General features: G+C 42.0%; 17 protein-coding genes and 1 pseudogene. 14 read left to right on the top strand and 4 right to left on the bottom strand.

What is annotated here, in order from left to right; genetic code table 11:
* Positions 1-160: 160 nt before the first annotated feature.
* From V7K31_RS22675 to V7K31_RS22615, 13 genes and pseudogenes are all read left to right on the top strand, one after another.
* Positions 161-1,333: an RpoD/SigA family RNA polymerase sigma factor gene (locus tag V7K31_RS22675; RefSeq protein ID WP_334829369.1), complete on the top strand. Its 1,173-nt coding sequence runs from the start codon at positions 161-163 to the stop codon at positions 1,331-1,333.
* 287 nt (positions 1,334-1,620) lie between these two features.
* Entirely contained in the window at positions 1,621-2,139 is a 519-nt protein-coding gene (locus V7K31_RS22670) for a GNAT family N-acetyltransferase (protein ID WP_335096985.1), read from the top strand.
* A gap of 155 nt (positions 2,140-2,294) precedes the next feature.
* On the top strand, positions 2,295-2,630 hold the full coding sequence (gene petJ / locus V7K31_RS22665) for a cytochrome c6 PetJ (RefSeq protein ID WP_335097037.1): 336 nt from the start codon (positions 2,295-2,297) through the stop codon (positions 2,628-2,630).
* A 446-nt stretch (positions 2,631-3,076) separates the two neighbouring features.
* Positions 3,077-3,802, top strand: coding sequence for a pyridoxine 5'-phosphate synthase (locus V7K31_RS22660; protein WP_335097035.1), 726 nt, complete (start codon positions 3,077-3,079; stop codon positions 3,800-3,802).
* Positions 3,803-3,953: 151 nt separating this feature from the next.
* Positions 3,954-4,673, top strand: a complete 720-nt coding sequence (locus V7K31_RS22655) for a SnoaL-like polyketide cyclase (RefSeq protein WP_335096984.1) — start codon at positions 3,954-3,956, stop codon at positions 4,671-4,673.
* Positions 4,674-4,813: 140 nt separating this feature from the next.
* The gene (locus V7K31_RS22650) at positions 4,814-6,052 is read left to right on the top strand and encodes an RNA-guided endonuclease InsQ/TnpB family protein (protein ID WP_335096983.1); all 1,239 of its coding nucleotides are present in this window, start codon (positions 4,814-4,816) and stop codon (positions 6,050-6,052) included.
* A 76-nt stretch (positions 6,053-6,128) separates the two neighbouring features.
* Positions 6,129-6,458, top strand: coding sequence for an MgPME-cyclase complex family protein (locus V7K31_RS22645; protein ID WP_300421040.1), 330 nt, complete (start codon positions 6,129-6,131; stop codon positions 6,456-6,458).
* A gap of 704 nt (positions 6,459-7,162) precedes the next feature.
* Positions 7,163-8,446 (top strand): serine hydroxymethyltransferase, encoded by a 1,284-nt coding sequence (gene glyA, locus V7K31_RS22640; protein ID WP_335096982.1) that lies wholly within the window; start codon positions 7,163-7,165, stop codon positions 8,444-8,446.
* A gap of 104 nt (positions 8,447-8,550) precedes the next feature.
* Complete coding sequence (locus tag V7K31_RS22635) at positions 8,551-9,801, top strand: competence/damage-inducible protein A (RefSeq protein WP_335096981.1); 1,251 nt, start codon at positions 8,551-8,553, stop codon at positions 9,799-9,801.
* 49 nt (positions 9,802-9,850) lie between these two features.
* The gene (locus V7K31_RS22630; RefSeq protein ID WP_335096980.1) at positions 9,851-10,111 is read left to right on the top strand and encodes a CopG family transcriptional regulator; all 261 of its coding nucleotides are present in this window, start codon (positions 9,851-9,853) and stop codon (positions 10,109-10,111) included.
* Entirely contained in the window at positions 10,098-10,520 is a 423-nt protein-coding gene (locus V7K31_RS22625; protein WP_335096979.1) for a type II toxin-antitoxin system VapC family toxin, read from the top strand. The genes V7K31_RS22630 and V7K31_RS22625 overlap by 14 nt, the downstream gene beginning before the upstream one ends.
* A 10-nt stretch (positions 10,521-10,530) precedes the next feature.
* Positions 10,531-11,141 (top strand): annotated as a pseudogene (locus V7K31_RS22620) (hypothetical protein).
* 2 nt (positions 11,142-11,143) lie between these two features.
* The gene (locus V7K31_RS22615; RefSeq protein WP_335096977.1) at positions 11,144-11,365 is read left to right on the top strand and encodes a type II toxin-antitoxin system HicB family antitoxin; all 222 of its coding nucleotides are present in this window, start codon (positions 11,144-11,146) and stop codon (positions 11,363-11,365) included.
* An 81-nt stretch (positions 11,366-11,446) separates the two neighbouring features.
* Here the strand turns inward: V7K31_RS22615 and V7K31_RS22610 are convergent, their stop codons facing one another.
* From V7K31_RS22610 to V7K31_RS22600, 3 genes are all read right to left on the bottom strand, one after another.
* Positions 11,447-12,979, bottom strand: a complete 1,533-nt coding sequence (locus V7K31_RS22610) for a hypothetical protein (protein WP_335096976.1) — start codon at positions 12,977-12,979, stop codon at positions 11,447-11,449.
* 74 nt (positions 12,980-13,053) lie between these two features.
* Entirely contained in the window at positions 13,054-13,386 is a 333-nt protein-coding gene (locus tag V7K31_RS22605; RefSeq protein ID WP_335096975.1) for a type II toxin-antitoxin system RelE/ParE family toxin, read from the bottom strand.
* Complete coding sequence (locus V7K31_RS22600; protein ID WP_196527796.1) at positions 13,370-13,660, bottom strand: type II toxin-antitoxin system prevent-host-death family antitoxin; 291 nt, start codon at positions 13,658-13,660, stop codon at positions 13,370-13,372. Before V7K31_RS22600 ends, V7K31_RS22605 begins: the two co-directional genes overlap by 17 nt.
* A 204-nt stretch (positions 13,661-13,864) precedes the next feature.
* Here V7K31_RS22600 and V7K31_RS22595 point away from each other — a divergent pair, with 204 nt between their 5' ends.
* Complete coding sequence (locus V7K31_RS22595) at positions 13,865-14,659, top strand: LmeA family phospholipid-binding protein (RefSeq protein WP_335097034.1); 795 nt, start codon at positions 13,865-13,867, stop codon at positions 14,657-14,659.
* 894 nt (positions 14,660-15,553) lie between these two features.
* On the opposite strand, the gene V7K31_RS22590 is transcribed toward V7K31_RS22595, so the two are convergent.
* Positions 15,554-16,945 carry a UDP-glucose dehydrogenase family protein gene (locus tag V7K31_RS22590; protein WP_335096974.1) on the bottom strand — a complete coding sequence of 464 codons (1,392 nt, stop codon included), beginning with the start codon at positions 16,943-16,945 and terminating at the stop codon, positions 15,554-15,556.
* Positions 16,946-16,965: the final 20 nt, after the last annotated feature.

Below are 16,965 nucleotides of genomic sequence, written 5' to 3'. Positions count from 1 at the left end.
GTTATAGGTTGTATCTAACCGTAACCTATAGTTTGTAGGTAGATACGTATTTTTATTTTTGAAGAGAAATTAGCAGAAGCTTGTATTTCGCTATATAAACGGGTGCATTCGTCCATTAGGGAAAACTACCAAGCCTCAAACGAGTAGCTGTAACTAAATTATGTACCAAACAAAACAACAATCCCTAAAGGAAACTATGAATATTGTTGAATTGGGAAAAATGGAAATACTGGAGAACACTGCTGATAGCGAAGAACCATCACTCGAAAGTTTAGATCCAGTAGCAGATGAAGAATCTCCAATTGTAGTAGAAAATCTGGAATCAGACGAACGGGATGGAGATGAGATGGGGGCGGCTCGTCCTTCGGGATATAATAAAACCGAACATGATGATGCCGTAGGCGCGTTTTTTAAAGAAATGGCGCGTTATCCGCTTCTAAAAGCTGATGAAGAGGTAGAGTTAGCGCGGCGAGTCAGGTTTCTAGAGGAAGTTAGGGAATTACAAGCTGCATTACAGTTGAAACTGGGGCAGGAACCTAGCAAACTAGAAGTAGCTTCCGAGCTAGAAATGACGGAAAAGCAATTAGAAAGTCGCTTGTATCAAGGTAGAGTAGCGAAACGCAAAATGATTCGCTCGAACCTGAGATTAGTAGTTTCTATTGCCAAGCGATATTTGAATCGGGGAGTGCCTTTTCTGGATTTAATTCAGGAAGGAGCAATGGGATTAAATCGCGCTACAGAAAAATTTGATCCAGATAAAGGATATAAGTTTTCTACTTACGCTTATTGGTGGATTAGACAAGCGATTACCAGAGCTATAGCTAATGATGCGCGGACAATCCGGCTACCTATTCATATTGTTGAAAAGCTTAACAAGCTGAAAAAAGCCCAACGCGAACTCAAACAAAAACTCTCTCGTAATCCCACCGAAGCTGAAATGGCAGAAGCTTTGGAAATTAGTGTGCAACAACTACGCCAGCTACAACAACTACGGCGTCAAGCACTTTCTCTCAATCACCGCGTCGGGAAAGAAGAAGACACGGAATTGATGGATTTGCTAGAAGATGAAGATAACTTGTCTCCAGAAGCAAAAATGAATGAAAACATGATGCGTCAGGAGATTTGGGAAGTCTTGGGTGATGTCTTAACTCCACGGGAGAAAGATGTGATTTCTCTGCGTTATGGTTTGACAACCAGCGAACCATGTACCTTAGAAGAAGTTGGCAATATGTTTAATCTTTCTCGTGAGCGAGTGCGACAAATTCAGAGCAAAGCTATGCGAAAATTGCGGCGTCCTCACATTGCTAAACGTTTAAAAGGTTGGTTGATTTAATTACATTGATCAAGATATACCTGATCTAATTAGCTCTACTAACGAATATGCTTCAAATAAAGTGCAAAACTGTGAAGTACCCCATCTTACCTTGTCTGCAACACGCTGCGCGAATGGTTGAAGATGGGGTTTCCAAACTTCAACTACCATAAGGACTGTCTTATTCGTCTTCTGGGTTTCCCGTCTCAACCGCTATAGCCACGTTAGTTATACCACAAGGGTTTTAGTCATTACTCATAAAAAATTGCACAGTAGACTATAGACTATAGACTATGAACTATAGAGGAATGACTTTGCGTAGCAATTTGATTGTGCGTTTTGCCCAAGCAGGCGATTACAGCGTACTGTTTAAATTAATTCAAGGACATGCAGATTATGAAAAATTATCTCACGCGATCTCTGGCAATGCTCTGGCACTTAAGGAGCATTTATTTGGATCACGAAGCTATGTAGAGGCAATATTAGCAGAATCTGCGGGTCAAGCTGTTGGTTTTGCCCTATTTTTTCATAATTATTCAACATTTCTGACTAAGCCAGGAATTTATCTGGAAGATTTATTTGTTTTACCAGAATATCGCAGGCAAGGTATTGGTAAGGCTCTCATTACGAAAGTAGCCCAAATAGCTGTAGAACGTGATTGTGGGCGATTAGAGTGGAGTGTATTGGATTGGAACGAATCAGCCCAAGAATTCTACCGTAGTATGGGAGCATCTATATTAGATGATTGGCGAATTTGTCGTGTTACAGAAGATGCGCTTATTAAATTAGGGCTGTCAAATAGTGCCCCGACAACAAATGTGGTTTAAATAAATGAAAACTGCTGTAAAATCCCGAAGATTCAAAATCTAAAAACTTTAATAAAAGAAGTTTGACAGCTTGTCATTTGACTATGGCAACGCCTCAACTGACAATTAGGGAAGATATTGCACCGAATAAGCCGTTATTGCACAGGGAACACGAAATGAAAAGAATGATTACAGTGATGCTGTTAGGCATAGCAATCTTCACCTTTGCCTTCAGTAATCCAGCATTGGCAGCAGATGCTATTAGTGGAGCTAAAGTATTTAGTGCCAATTGTGCTTCTTGTCACGCGGGAGGTAAGAATCTGGTTCAAGCTAACAAAAATCTGAAGAAAGATGCTTTGGAAAAGTATGGTTTGTACTCAGAAGAGGCGATTATTGCCCAAGTTACAAAAGGTAAAAATGCCATGCCTGCTTTCGGCAGTCGTTTGAAACCTAACCAAATTGAAGATGTAGCGGCTTATGTGCTTTCACAAGCAGATAAGGATTGGAAGTAAACTAAAATCTAACTTCAAGAATTAATAATTAGCGGGGCTTTTTGTCCCGCTAATTTTAGGATTGCCGAAATAAATTGTCAAATAGTTAAGATCAAACCTCACCCTCAATCCCTCTCCAAAGTATCGGAGAGGGAAGCCGGAGGCAGGGTGAGGTTTTATATTTAATTTGATCCACTTACTTAGCGGGTTTACTGACGACAAGCCCCTTTCTCTCCTCAAAATAATTATCATTATTTAATAAATGTTGTCTCTTGTTTTTTCTGCAATAATTTATTCTTTGGAAGTCCCATAATATAGGTGTCTTTTTACAGACAATCACTACTGTCAAAGTAAGTATTGGAATCCGGCGTAAACGCATAGCTGTACAGAGGTTGTTAGTACAGATAATATAGATAAGGAGAGTGTCAATAAATTTGGCATATACATCGATTCGGGAGAAATTTGGGGTGCCTACACTTGGCGTTAACATTGACCACATCGCCACTATCCGGCAAGCACGGCGGACGGTGGAACCAGATCCAGTGGCGGCGGCGGTACTGGCAGAATTAGGGGGTGCAGATGGGATTACGGTGCATCTGCGCGAAGATCGGCGGCATATTCAAGATCGGGATGTGCTAATATTGCGGCAAACAGTGCGATCGCATCTTAATTTAGAAATGGCCGCTACAGATGAAATGCTCGCGATCGCTCTCGATATCAAACCAGATTACGTGACTTTAGTCCCCGAAAAGCGCGAAGAAGTTACAACCGAAGGCGGACTAGATATTATCGGACAAATTGCTAGAATAGGTGAGATAGTCGATAAATTGCAAAGCGCTAGCATTCCAGTTAGTTTATTTATCGGCGCAGAAATAGCACAAATCGAAGCATCTGTCAAGGTGCAAGCGCGGTTTATTGAATTGCATACCGGACAATATGCTGAAGCTAAGGATGAAACAAATCGCCAGCGAGAACTAGCCATATTAGCTAAAGGCTGTGAACAAGCGATTAAAGCTGGCTTGCGAGTCAATGCTGGTCATGGACTCACATACTGGAACGTCTATCCTGTGGCTGCGCTTCCAGGCATGGAAGAACTGAATATCGGTCATACTATCATCAGTCGGGCAGCATTAGTAGGTATAGAAAGGGCAGTCCGGGAGATGAAACAAGCTATAAGAGGGAATGGGGAATAGGGCAATTCAATTTTGGATTTTGGATTTTAAATTTTGGATTAAATTTCAATCTAAAATCCAAAATCTAAAATCTAAAATTCTGTCTTAAAAGAGGGGTTGTCACTGCGAAATCTAGAAATTGGGATCAAATCTTCAGCAAAAACTTACTTCTATGAGCGCAACACAATCTAACGACCTGCCGCTTTGGGTACAGGATAGAGATAAAGTAATAGCAGAAAGTACTGATGTTGAGTGGCGCTATCAGACACCGCCTGATTATTCCCGTTCAAACGAGAATCTCGCCCAAGAAAGTATCTACAATCACCTTGAAGGTACACTGGAAGCGATCGCGCAAAACTTGGTGCGAACCTTAGAGATGGAGGTATCCTTCAAAGCTAACCCGCAAGAGTGGTTATCTATTGCAAATGACAAGTTTCGCGTCAGTACCAACGGCGGAGTAGAGTACACCGCAGCAGATTTATCAGCCCAAGGTACTTACAATTTATTTATGGCTGATTCAGAACACTACAAGGCTTCAGAAGAAAGCTTTGAATCATCCGCAAAAGTCTTCCACACAACATTTCCCCAAGGATTTCCTTGGGAAGTGGTGGAAGTTTTCTCTGGGCCACCAAATGTCACATTCAAATGGCGGCATTGGGGACATTTTAACGGAGAATACAAAGGCCATGCACCGACTGGAGAGACGATAGAAATTATCGGCATGAGCATTGCCAAAGTTACCGATGACTTGAAGGTTATTTCCTTAGAACACTACTTTGACAATAATCTATTCTTGGAAAAGCTAACGTCTGGTGGCAAACAGACAAAAGCTGAAAACCAGGGAAGTGCTTGTCCGTTCAGTTCTTGGTTCAAGAAATCCCGTAAGAGTTAGTTCCTATAGGTACAGAGTGTAGTACTGTACCTTTACCAAAAAAATGGGTAAAAGCCCCGTCCTTCAAGGACGGCTTTATATTTTATTATATCATTTTATTATATTATTTTATCTACAATATTTCGTGATAAAATATAGAGATGATAGTAAGAGAAGCCAAGCTACTAAAGGGAACTAAGGAACAATACCAAGCTCTTGATAATGCCATTCGCGCTGCCCAATTTATTAGAAACAAAGCGGTTCGTTATTGGATGGATAATAAAGAAGTTGGTAAAGCTGACTTATACAAGCTGTGCTCATACTTAGCCTCCGAATTTGACTTTGCTTTGAAGTTAAACTCTGCTGCGCGTCAAGCCAGTGCCGAAAGAGCTTGGGCTGCTATCTCAAGTTTCTACAAACGTTGTAAAAAGCAGGAGAAAAAGAAAGGTTATCCCAAGTTTAAAAAACATTGTCGTTCAGTAGAATATAAAGTGTCAGGCTGGAAACTATCTGATGATTGCAAAATTATCACTTTCACAGATGGCTTTAAGATTGGTTCTTTATCTGTATTCTGTAATTCATCCACGCGAGAAGACCTTCATCGACTTAAAATCAACCGCGTTCGTGTAGTAAAAAAAGCGGATGGCTATCATGTGCAATTCTGCTTTGATGCCGAACGTAAGGAAGAGGGGGTATATACTGGCAATGTTGTTGGGTTGGACTTGGGGTTAAAATATTTCACCAAAGACCAAAATAATAATGCTGTCATTTATCCTCAATTTTTTAGAAAGTCTGAGCGCCGACTTAAAAAAGCGCAAAAGAGATTAAGTAAAAAGTTTGTCAAAGGCAAGAAGCCACAATCAAATAACTACCATAGAGCAAGGAAAAAATTAGCTTTAATTCATCTAAAAATCACTAGGCAGCGTAAAGATTGGGCGATAAAACAAGCCCGATGCGTAGTTCACTCTAATGATGTGATTGTCTATGAGGATTTGAAGATTGCGAACATGGTTAAGAACCACCATTTAGCTAAGTCGATCTCTGACGCTAGTTGGTATCAGTTCACTCAATGGTTGGAATACTACGGGAAAATCTGGGATAAAGCAGTTGTGGCAGTAACTCCGGCTTATACTTCTCAGGATTGCAGTAATTGTGGACATAGATTCAAAAAGTCACTCAGCAACCGAACTCATTCATGCTCTAGTTGCGGCATTGAAATATGTCGTGATACAAACGCGGCAATTAATATCCTCAACAAAGGAATGAAGATATTAGGAGTTGAGTGGCAAAACAACAGTACCCAAGGGCATTGGGAATCTGCATCGAAAGATGGAAAGCATGGGGAGAAGACCACCAATACTATTGATGGGAAACCTGATATAGCAAGCGGATTTCTGTGAACCATGAATTAGAATCCCCGTACCTTTAAGGTCGGGGGGTATGTCAAATTATTCAAATAGCAACCAAAGGATGAAAATGCAAACATACTATTACGTTTTGGCTAGTCAACGTTTTCTTCTCCAAGAAGAACCAATACACGAAGTTATCAAAGAGCGCACCCGTCACTACCACGAACAAGAAAAACAAATAGATTTTTGGTTGGTTGAGCAACCAGCTTTCTTGGAAACACCACAGTTTACAGAGCTAAAGGCGAAGTGTCCCCAACCAGCAGTAGCGATTATTTCCACTAATCCCCAATTTATTACTTGGTTAAAACTGCGTTTAGAGTACGTGATCACTGGTGAATTTCAGGCTCCTTCTGAGACAATACCAGATGCTTTGGCATCGTTGGCTACTGTTTCCTGATCGGAATATTGGGTTAGGGGACAGGTAAGTAGGTAGGCGTAATTAAATATAAGATCAAACCTCACCCTCAATCCCTCTCCTTAGTAAGGCTATGGTGTACACACAAGTTATTCGATTACCTAAAAGTTCTCTAAAACCTCACCCTGTCCTATCTTTAATCCCTCTCCTTACTAAGGAGAGGGACAGGTTTTACATAGTAAAACCAGGGTGAGGTATCTCAGGGGTTATGAGGCTTAACCGGAAATGCCCTCACCAAAGACTTGTGTGTACACCGTAGCCTTAGTAAGGAGAGGGAAGCCGGAGGCGCTAACAGCACTTTTCATTGAGACAGAGGGCAGTATTCTTCGTGCAAGAACTGCCCTCTGTCTTCTGCTTTCCTTAATAAATTAGACTTGACGCACAGTTAATTGCCGAAGCGTTCAGCTTTTTCTTGGTTTTTGTCTCATAGAGGAGCGATGTCTCCGACGGGCTATTCGGCGATCGCAATTACGCTCTATTTAGCGCAGCTTCAAAAAGCAACGTCCTTATAATAAATAAGTTGGTACAAATAAATCTCAATACTACGGAGACGATTAATCGCCTCTGTAGAGCAGTCAAAATCATTGAACTATAGACTTTGGGCTATAGACTCTTGGAAATGAACTGTTAGGTGCTGTATCCAAGCAAAATCAGCCATTGTACAAATTTCCACAAGGATAATTGAAGTGACTAGGACTAATTCAGACTTTCTTTCCTCCAGTGATCCAGCGATCGCAGAGTTAATCAACGACGAACTACAGCGTCAGCGAGATCACTTGGAGTTGATTGCTAGTGAAAACTTTACCTCTGCTGCTGTCCTGGCAGCTCAAGGTTCGGTACTGACAAATAAATATGCCGAGGGATTACCTGGTAAACGCTACTATGGCGGTTGTGAGTATATCGACAAAATTGAGCAGCTAGCGATCAACCGCGCTAAACAGATATTTGGTGCTGCTCATGCGAATGTGCAACCCCATTCTGGCGCACAAGCCAATTTTGCAGTATTCCTCTCGCTGCTGCAACCAGGGGACAAAATTATGGGGATGGATTTGTCTCATGGAGGACATCTCACCCACGGTTCACCTGTAAATGTTTCAGGTAAGTGGTTTCAAGTTTGCCATTACGGTGTCAGTCAACAAACAGAACAACTTGACTATGACCAAATTCGGGAGCTGGCGCTGAGGGAGCGTCCTAAGCTGCTGATTTGTGGTTATTCCGCTTATTCTCGGATAATTGACTTTGAAAAGTTCCGTAGCATTGCTGATGAAGTCGGCGCTTACTTACTTGCCGATATTGCCCATATTGCTGGTTTAGTTGCTAGTGGTCTTCATCCTGATCCCATTCCTCATTGTCATGTAGTAACAACAACTACACATAAGACTTTACGCGGTCCTAGAGGTGGTTTAATCTTGACCAGCGACGCAGAACTAGGTAAAAAGCTAGATAAAGCTGTTTTTCCTGGCAACCAAGGCGGGCCATTGGAACACGTCATTGCGGGTAAGGCAGTAGCTTTTGGAGAAGCCCTGAAGCCTGAGTTTAAGACCTATTCTGCCCAAGTGATTGAAAATGCTCGTGCTTTGGCAGAACAACTGCAAAACCGGGGTTTAAAGATTGTCTCTGATGGCACTGATAACCACTTAATGCTCGTGGATTTACGCTCTATCGGTCTAACTGGTAAGCAGGCGGATCAGCTAGTTAGTACTGTGAATATTACTGCTAACAAAAATACAGTTCCCTTTGATCCACAATCGCCATTTGTTACCAGTGGTCTGAGGTTAGGTTCACCGGCAATGACCACGCGCGGCTTAGGAGTAGGAGAATTTACCGAGATTGGAAATATTATTAGCGATCGCCTACTTTCTCCAGATTCCGACATCGTAACCCAAGATTGTCGGCGACGGGTAGCAGCATTGTGCGATCGCTTCCCCTTATATCCTCACCTGGAAATTCCTGTACCAGCCCTAGCATAATTGGGCATGGGGCATTGGGCATTGGGCATGGGTTATTATCCTTGTCCCCCTTGTCCCCCTTATCTCCCCTATCTCCTCACTCCCTACTCCCTTTAACCAATCCAATGAGTGCAGAAATTATTTGTGTTGGTACTGAACTGCTGTTGGGAGATATCCTCAACGGCAATGCTCAATTTTTGGCGCAACAATTAGCGCAGCTAGGTATTCCCCACTACTATCAAACAGTGGTTGGGGATAATCCAGAACGGTTGAAGCAAGTTATAGAAATTGCTATTTCCAGAGCGCAAATTCTCATTTTCACTGGTGGACTCGGCCCGACACCAGATGATCTCACCTGCGAAGCGATCGCTGATTTTTTTAAAGTCCCGTTAGTAGAACGCTCTGACATCATCGAAGACATAACCCAGAAATTCGCCCAACGTGGTCGCGTTATGTCACCAAGTAATCGCAAGCAAGCTTTGATTCCCCAAGGTGCAGAAATCCTACCCAATCCTAGTGGAACAGCACCCGGTATTATTTGGCAACCCCGCCCTGAAATCACGATTTTTACCTTTCCCGGTGTTCCTAGTGAAATGCACCTGATGTGGGAAGAAACAGCCGTGCCATTTCTCAAAAGTCAAGGTTGGGGTAAAGAAATTATTTACAGCCGGAGTTTAAAGTTTTGGGGTATTGGTGAGTCGGCTTTGGCGGAAAAAGTTGCTTCCTATTTGAAGTTGCCAAATCCCACAGTAGCCCCTTATGCAGGTAAGGGGGAAGTTAGATTGCGAGTTTCTGCTAAAGCAAATTCAGAAGCAGCCGCAGAAGCCCTAATTGCGCCCATTGAGAAACAACTTAAAGAAATTGCCGGACTGGATTTTTACGGTGTCAATAATGATACTCTTGGTTCCGTGGTCGGTCAGTTATTGCGGGCATCAAAAGAAACGCTTTCGGTGGCAGAATCTTGCACTGGTGGCGGTTTAGGGCAAATGTTGACCGAGATTTCTGGAAGTTCTGATTACTTTTGGGGTGGAGTAATTTCTTATGATAATTCGGTGAAGGTTGGACTGCTGGGAGTTAACCCAGAAGATTTAGATAAATTTGGGGCGGTAAGCGCGATCGTTGCAGAGCAAATGGCAATTGGGGTAAAAACCCGCCTTGCAACAACTTGGGGATTGAGCATCACTGGCATTGCTGGCCCAACTGGAGGGACAGATACGAAGCCGGTGGGTTTAGTTTACGTTGGTTTAGCTGGGCCGAAGGATGAAGTGGCAAGTTTTGAGTATCAGTTTGGTGCGGCGCGAGGTCGAGCTTTAATTCGTCATGTGAGTGCGAATGCAGCGTTAGATAATTTGCGGCGGAAGTTGTTGACGAGGTAGCAGATATGTTAGTCTTGTCATACGATTGTATGACAAGACTAACATAACGATGCGAATTAATGCCCGATTAGATGACGAGTATGCTGACAAACTAGCCTATATTCAACAGCAGACTAATCAAGCAGTAACAGATGTGATTAAGTCTGCCCTGGAATTGTACTATCAACAAATTCAGCAGCAGCAAAAGAATCCTTTGTCAATGCTCACCAAAACAGGTTTTATTGGTTGCGGTGAGGCAGATCCCAATCTATCTGTAAATTACAAATCAATTTTGAAAGATAGCTTAAAAGCTAAGTATGATCATCATTGATACTGGCTTTTGGTTAGCATTGGCAAATCGCCATGACTCGTATCACACTCAAGCAATAATGGTACTTGCTAATCTCAACGAACCTTTGATTACGACTTGGCCTGTTGTTACAGAAACTTGCTATCTACTTTTAACAAGAATGGGCGATCGCGCCCAAGTAAGTTTCATTAATAACTTATTTTTAGGCGTCTTTACGGTTTTTGATTTGCAGCCCCATCATGGTAAACATATTTGTGAACTGATGGAAAAATATACGAACTTACCAATGGATCTTGCCGATGCTTCGTTAGTGGTTTTGGCAGAACATCTAGGGCATGGAAGAATTTTGTCGATAGATTTTAGAGATTTTAATACTTACCGTTGGAAAAATCAGCATCCATTTGAAAATCTGATGCAGTTGGAGGTTTGATCGTGCAGCTATGAGCAAAATTCCCATCCTTCAACCAAATAACTCCTACACTTTCAGAAGCTATTTTGAGATGGCATTCGAGCCAGAAGACATACTGGCTGAATTTGGCTATTCTTTAAAACGTTCCTCTCTCAATCAACAAAAGTCCAGCATTGAATTAGACAGACTCGCAAATCTCAAATCTAGGATTGAGGAGAGTTTGCCATATATTAGTTTGACTAGTGAAGCAGCCCGCAGAGAGTTACTAATTGCCCCAATTTTATTGGATGTTGTTCATTACACCCGCGCCCAACTTAGAATCGAATATCCTTTAATTGTTACAGAACAGTTAAAAGGTTCCCTTGACTATTATCTTCATGCAGCCCATAAACTCTTAGTTGTAGAAGCTAAAATGCTGATTTGGCAAGGGGTTTTACCCAGCTTGCTGTAGAACTGATTGCTATTGATGCTTGGACTGATTCTCAAGAGGCAAGTTTACAGGGGGCTGTTTCTACAGGGGATATTTGGCAATTTGGTTTATTGAATCGAGAAAGTAAACAAATAACTCAAAACCTCAATTTATATCGTGTTCCTGCTGATATAGAAGACTTGCTGCGTATTTTGGTGGCGATACTTGGTTAAGTATGAAACACTATCACATTAATATTTTCTATAGCGAAGAAGATGAGGGCTATATTGCTGATATTCCTGATTTGAAATACTGTTCAGCATTTGGTTCAACTGAAGAAGAAGCGCTTCGTGAAGTCTTGCAAGCAAAAGCAGCATGGTTAGATGCTGCCAAAATGGAGGGCAAACCAATTCCTGAACCGAGATATCGACCTGCAATTTACCAGATAGTCTCATAATTAATGGATATGGTGCGATCGCACTTTTGTGTAGAGATTGCGATCGCCTTTGGAAATAAATCTTAACACCAATATTCAGGGTTATTTAATTGCAGCCAAATCACAGTTTAACTTTTTGTTAATAGAATCTATAATCTTAGCTTCTGCTGGTGTAATTACCCCGTCTAGATCAGCAATTTTTTGACATTGCGCTAGTAGAGGTACAGCAAAATCACTATTAACTTGCTCAAGTAAGGTTTCTAAAGATGGTGGAGATTTTATATTAGAAGCGATCGCCTCGATAGAGGCAGGGCTAAGATTGGCAGCTTGTAATTCTGGTAAAATATCTTGCCAAGATTTATCTGGATTACCTGCTAAGACAATGTGAACCAAAATCTGATCCATAATCTTTTCTTGAGAAATAGCGGCTTCGATAAATTTTACGCTTTCTACCTGAGCATCTATTAATGTTGCCTCTAAAGTTAATGGATTCTGTTTTGCTTCATAAAACTGACAAGCCGCATAACCTAATGCGTAAATCATGACTGCATTTGAACTAGCACCAATTACGGCTCCCGCTACTGGCAGATTTCGTAGTAAACCCAAACCTGCTTTGATTGCTGTTTTTCCACCTACCCCTAAACCAAAAATTGCTACTGCTTCTGCTCTGCGATCGGAATCTTTTAAATCCATTCCATAGACAGCAGCAATTTGATAGACTAACTCCACTGATAATGCAGATGTAGCAGCCCAATCCACTACAAACATTGCAGCTGCTTGTCCTGGTATAACACTACTAGCAAACCCTGTTGTTCCTGCTAAAACAGCTTTTTCCAGCATAATATAATGAGCAATTTCTGCTGGCTGTTCATTTGGGTGTTCTTTCTGTAACTTTCTGACAGAAGCCTCGGCTTTAACTAAATCAACCTGTTCAATTAAAGGATTTAACCAATCTTTATTTAAAGATTTTATTGCTACTTGCAATTGGGGATTATTGCCAACAATTGCTAGTGCCTGCCCTGCTATTTGTGTTCCCTGAAAAGCTGCGCCACCAATTGCACCGCCAATATCTACAGCCGCTCCTGCAACAGCTTGCCCTGCGTGAACGGCAGCACCTCCAATAGTCCCACCAATATCTACAGTTGCTCCGACAACAGCTTGCCCTGCGTGAACGGCAGCACCTCCAACTACTTCGGCTGTTTCTGCTACTGCTTCAAACAATGAATCCCAAAAAGATGATTTTTTTACAGTTAATTTATTATCTTTTTTCTTTTTAGTAATGGCAATTGAAGATTCCACTTCAATCTCTGTTTGAGGTGTTAATACATGTGAATTTAATAATGCTTGTAATTCAATTTCTTGTTGCCAATCGGGAAAATCTTCACCTGTGACTCTACCGTATATTTTGACATTCTTAAAAGATTGGATGCCTAAATTAATTAATCCATCACAAATAACCGGGACTACTAATTTTTGTACTGGAACTTCAATTGATTCCAGCATTATCTGTAGACAATTTTGTTTGAAACTAGTTTTTGGCGTAATTATGGGTAAATTTAACCACTGACTTACCAGAGTGTTAATCGCGTTTGTATCGCCCTGCTTGGCAAGTTCTAGAATATTTTCTTTTGTCATATTTAATACTAGTGAGAATTTTCCTGACAACCTTACCTTGTTCAAGTATTCCCATTAATCAACTATTAATAACGCTATAACTCTTCCTTATCAATTTCATCAGCTGCGAGGAGTACTTGTGAGCTATGACGCACATAAAGTACATAAACAGTATCTTCACGAATTGTAAACAAAATACGGTAGATATTTTTTGACTTGCCATAGAAAAGTTGACGCACTTCCTCAGAAAATACCTCATGTTCTATAGCTAAGGCACACCGACGAGGTTTTTCTTGAAGAGATGCAATAGTATCCATCAACCCTCTAAACCACTGATATGCATAGTCTGGGTTGTACTCTCTTAGCCACAGGTATGCTGCCTCAATTTGAGCGTCTGCTGTCTTGGCTGTCCTAACTTGAAATGCCATATTTCTGCTGCATTTCTTGCTCAAATTCCTCAACAGGTCTTGTCCTACCTGCGTCTACATCCTCCAGTCCTTTGCTGATTCCCGCAATTGTTTCCAACTGTTCCAAAAGCTCTAGAAGTTTCTGGTAAGACTCAGCATCTTGCACAACTAATTCTGCTTTGCCATTCACGGTTAACACCACCGGTTGTCCAGTTTCCTTCATTAGCTGAATAAATTCAGAAGTATTGCGCTTGAAGCTTGAGAGAGAATGAATATCTCGAACGATGTTCAGCATGACTTTGATTATGCATTAAATTTGCACTAAATATAATGTTAGCATTCCGCTTATGTAATAAAATCAGTAATATATGATACAGTCCTTGATTAACCATCAGCTATCCTATGCCTACCCATCAGCAGAATTAATCTGGGGATCGCTTGCTGTATTGTTGACAATTTGTTACAAAAGTACAAAGAACTTCTAGAGACTAAAAACCACATGTTCGGCGGACTTACTGGTTTACAAGATCCTAAAGGCACAGATTGGGGAGAGCGAATGCTCAACACAGTCGCCAGCCAAACGATTCGCCACCTGTTTACCCAAAGCGAGTCAGTAGAAGTCTTTGTGCGCTGCTACCCCTCCAGCAAACTGTTGCAAGGCAGCATTGATAGCTTCAAAATGAGCGGTCGTGGCTTGGTGATTCGGAAAGATTTCGCGGTAGAGGAGATGTCGTTTGAAACCGATGCGGTTGGCATTGACTTCGGCTCGGTTTTAAAAGGCAAACTCAATCTCAAGCAACCCACTCAAGCGATCGCTCAGGTAATTTTATCAGAAGCAGGCATCAACCAAGCCTTTAGTGCGGAACTGGTGAAAAAGCGCCTGCTGAACCTCACCGTACCATCCCTGACAGAATTATCTGGCGGAGAACCAGTCTCCTTTACGGAAGTTCAGGTACAGCTATTACCTGAAAATCGCTTACACCTTGTAGCAAAAGCAGATTTAAATAATGGCGAACTTGTACCCCTGAGCATGATTCTAACTATAGGCATAGAAAGGCGGCGGCGAGTTTCTTTCAAAGATCCGAAAATTGAACTTGACCAAGTGCCAGAAGCACAACGCGAAATTTCGCAAACCTTGAGCGTGGCGCTGGTAGAAATTTTAGATAATATGGTCGATTTGGATCGTTTTGACCTCGATGGAGTGAAAATGCGGCTCAACCGATTAGAAACTGAAGGTCAAAAACTTATTTTCAGTGGATATGCTGAAATTGAGCGTATTCCACATAGCGCTTGATATGAAGTTAACACGCAAAAGTTCAAAGTAAAGTTTTTCTGAGCAGCTTTGTGTAAAACTTTAAACAAATTAAATACCTCCTAGAGCATCAATTCAGTAATCAAGAACCTAACCCCCCAGCCCCCTTCCCTACAAGGGAAGGGGGAGTTAAACTCCCCTTAATAAATCTCGCACTGTCTTTCTATCCCGCCTCGGAATTAATTCCGAGTCTCATAGCTGAAGTCCACTCAAGTGGACTAAATGATCAATTCAGTCCACTTGAGTGGACTTCAGCTATCAGCCCTGAACTTCAGTTCTGGGCGAGATGTCGGTCAGCGTAACAGTTTCACTCTGAGAAAAATCTGGGTAGAGGATTTTTCGACTTGTGTGTACACCGTAGCTCCTACGAGGAGAGAGGTAGGGGAGAGGTTCTTCGAGGACTACTGAATTGGTTTTCTAGATTAATGTGAGCGGTAGTTTAAATCTTTAAGTTTTGAGGGGAGTTAGGAGTTATTGATTATAGGTTGTAATTAATTTTTATTTATCACTCCTATAGCGCTTCTCGAATGGAAGCTAATACACTTTGACCTCACTTCCATTCCTCTCTCCTAAGAGGCTACGGTGTACACACAAGTGTCTCTTGACGCAATTTAGAGTTTATCGAATAGCTTAAAGAAACCTCACCCTGGTTATGCTACGCAAAACCTGTCCCTCTCCTTATTAAGGAGAGGGATTAAAGTCAGGACTCTTTGAGGTTTTTGTGTAATTCGATAACTTGTGTGTACACGATAGCCTAAGAGGAGAGAGGCTTTGAATCTTACTCCCTTTCCTTTGTAGGGAAGGGGCTGGGGGTTAGGTCTATATTTTATGCAATTAAGAACCGCTATAACTCCTAACTCCTAACTCTCTATCTCTCTACCGTCCCACCCCTACATATTGGAATCCAGCGCGTACCATTGCTTCGGGGTCGAGGAAGTTACGACCATCGATGATAACGGGGTGAGCCATCAATTTCGCCATCTTCACATAGTCAAGAGTGCTGAACTGCTGCCATTCGGTGACGAGTACTAAAGCATCGCACCCGTCAGCAAGTCTTTCGGCATCGGTTTCTACTAGCACACCAGAAAGACCATGACGCATACCTGTTTGGGAAATAATCGGGTCGTAAGCTTTAACTTTGGCTCCAAGTCGGTTTAGCTGCTCGATTAGGATGAGGGCTGGGGCGTCTCGTAAGTCGTCGGTATCTGGCTTGAAGGTGAGTCCGAGTAGTCCGACTGTTTTGCCTTTGAGAATTTTCAGAACTTGTTGGAGTTTCTCCAAAGCAATCAATCTCTGGCGCTCGTTGACACTAACAGCAGCTTTCATTAGCTGGGCTTCATAACCATAGTCCTCAGCAGTATGAATCAGAGCTGAGACATCTTTGGGAAAGCAGGAACCACCCCAACCAATACCAGCTTGCAAAAACTTGTTACCAATGCGGGAATCTAAACCAATACCTTTGGCTACTTGGGTAACATCAGCACCGACGCGATCGCAAATATTAGCAACTTCGTTAATAAAACTAATCTTAGTGGCTAAAAAGGCATTAGCGGCGTATTTAATCATCTCCGCCGAACTCAGGTCTGTTGCCAGAATTGGCACTGGGGGTAAAGATTGATCCTGTGCGTACTTGCGTTCCACAATTGGGGCATACAGTTGTTTCATTAAGGCAACTGCTCTTTGACTATTGCCTCCTAGTACAATGCGATCGGGGTTGAAGGTGTCGTGAACTGCTGAACCTTCGCGCAAAAACTCTGGATTGCTCACGACATCAAATTCGGCTGCTAACTCAGGTAATTTCTCATCACTCGATACCCCACCTGCGCTTACGAGTGTTTTCTGCTGTTCAGCAACACCATCTAGAACAAGCATCCGCACCCAGTCACCTGAGCCAATGGGTACTGTAGATTTATTTACGATGACTTTATAACCACCCTTGAGATTTTCCCCAATCCCACGGGCTACAGCTTCAACATAACGAGTATCACTTTCACCAGTAGGTAAAGGTGGTGTTCCCACAGCAATAAACAGAATTTCTCCGTGGGTAACTCCAGCAGCAAGATCACTGGTAAAATGAATCTTCTCTGTTTGAATGGCAGACTGCATAATTTCTGAGAGTCCCGGCTCAAAAATTGGGGACTGTCCAGACTTCATTAACTTAACTTTTTCTTCGTTATTGTCTACGCAAATTACATCATGCCCAATATGAGCCAAGCAAGCACCTGTAACTAAACCAACATAACCAGTACCAATCACGCAAACACGCATTTTTTAACTCCTCACTTTTT

This window comes from Nostoc sp. (assembly GCF_036917675.1).
In the GTDB taxonomy this organism is placed as follows: Bacteria; Cyanobacteriota; Cyanobacteriia; order Cyanobacteriales; family Nostocaceae; genus Nostoc.
The sequence above is the reverse complement of the archived record's forward strand: the minus strand, read 5'-3'. Positions and strand labels throughout refer to the sequence as shown.

What these genes read in the sequence shown, in the direction of transcription:
- V7K31_RS22670 (WP_335096985.1), top strand. Translation starts at nt 1,621, where the DNA reads ATGACTTTGCGTAGCAATTTGATTGTGCGTTTTGCCCAAGCAGGCGAT.
- V7K31_RS22650 (WP_335096983.1), top strand. Translation starts at nt 4,814, where the DNA reads ATGATAGTAAGAGAAGCCAAGCTACTAAAGGGAACTAAGGAACAATAC.
- petJ (WP_335097037.1), top strand. Translation starts at nt 2,295, where the DNA reads ATGAAAAGAATGATTACAGTGATGCTGTTAGGCATAGCAATCTTCACC.
- V7K31_RS22595 (WP_335097034.1), top strand. Translation starts at nt 13,865, where the DNA reads ATGTTCGGCGGACTTACTGGTTTACAAGATCCTAAAGGCACAGATTGG.
- V7K31_RS22655 (WP_335096984.1), top strand. Translation starts at nt 3,954, where the DNA reads ATGAGCGCAACACAATCTAACGACCTGCCGCTTTGGGTACAGGATAGA.
- V7K31_RS22600 (WP_196527796.1), bottom strand. Translation starts at nt 13,660, where the DNA reads ATGCTGAACATCGTTCGAGATATTCATTCTCTCTCAAGCTTCAAGCGC.
- V7K31_RS22590 (WP_335096974.1), bottom strand. Translation starts at nt 16,945, where the DNA reads ATGCGTGTTTGCGTGATTGGTACTGGTTATGTTGGTTTAGTTACAGGT.
- V7K31_RS22615 (WP_335096977.1), top strand. Translation starts at nt 11,144, where the DNA reads ATGAAACACTATCACATTAATATTTTCTATAGCGAAGAAGATGAGGGC.
- V7K31_RS22630 (WP_335096980.1), top strand. Translation starts at nt 9,851, where the DNA reads ATGCGAATTAATGCCCGATTAGATGACGAGTATGCTGACAAACTAGCC.
- V7K31_RS22625 (WP_335096979.1), top strand. Translation starts at nt 10,098, where the DNA reads ATGATCATCATTGATACTGGCTTTTGGTTAGCATTGGCAAATCGCCAT.
- V7K31_RS22645 (WP_300421040.1), top strand. Translation starts at nt 6,129, where the DNA reads ATGCAAACATACTATTACGTTTTGGCTAGTCAACGTTTTCTTCTCCAA.
- V7K31_RS22675 (WP_334829369.1), top strand. Translation starts at nt 161, where the DNA reads ATGTACCAAACAAAACAACAATCCCTAAAGGAAACTATGAATATTGTT.
- V7K31_RS22610 (WP_335096976.1), bottom strand. Translation starts at nt 12,979, where the DNA reads ATGACAAAAGAAAATATTCTAGAACTTGCCAAGCAGGGCGATACAAAC.
- V7K31_RS22605 (WP_335096975.1), bottom strand. Translation starts at nt 13,386, where the DNA reads ATGGCATTTCAAGTTAGGACAGCCAAGACAGCAGACGCTCAAATTGAG.
- V7K31_RS22635 (WP_335096981.1), top strand. Translation starts at nt 8,551, where the DNA reads ATGAGTGCAGAAATTATTTGTGTTGGTACTGAACTGCTGTTGGGAGAT.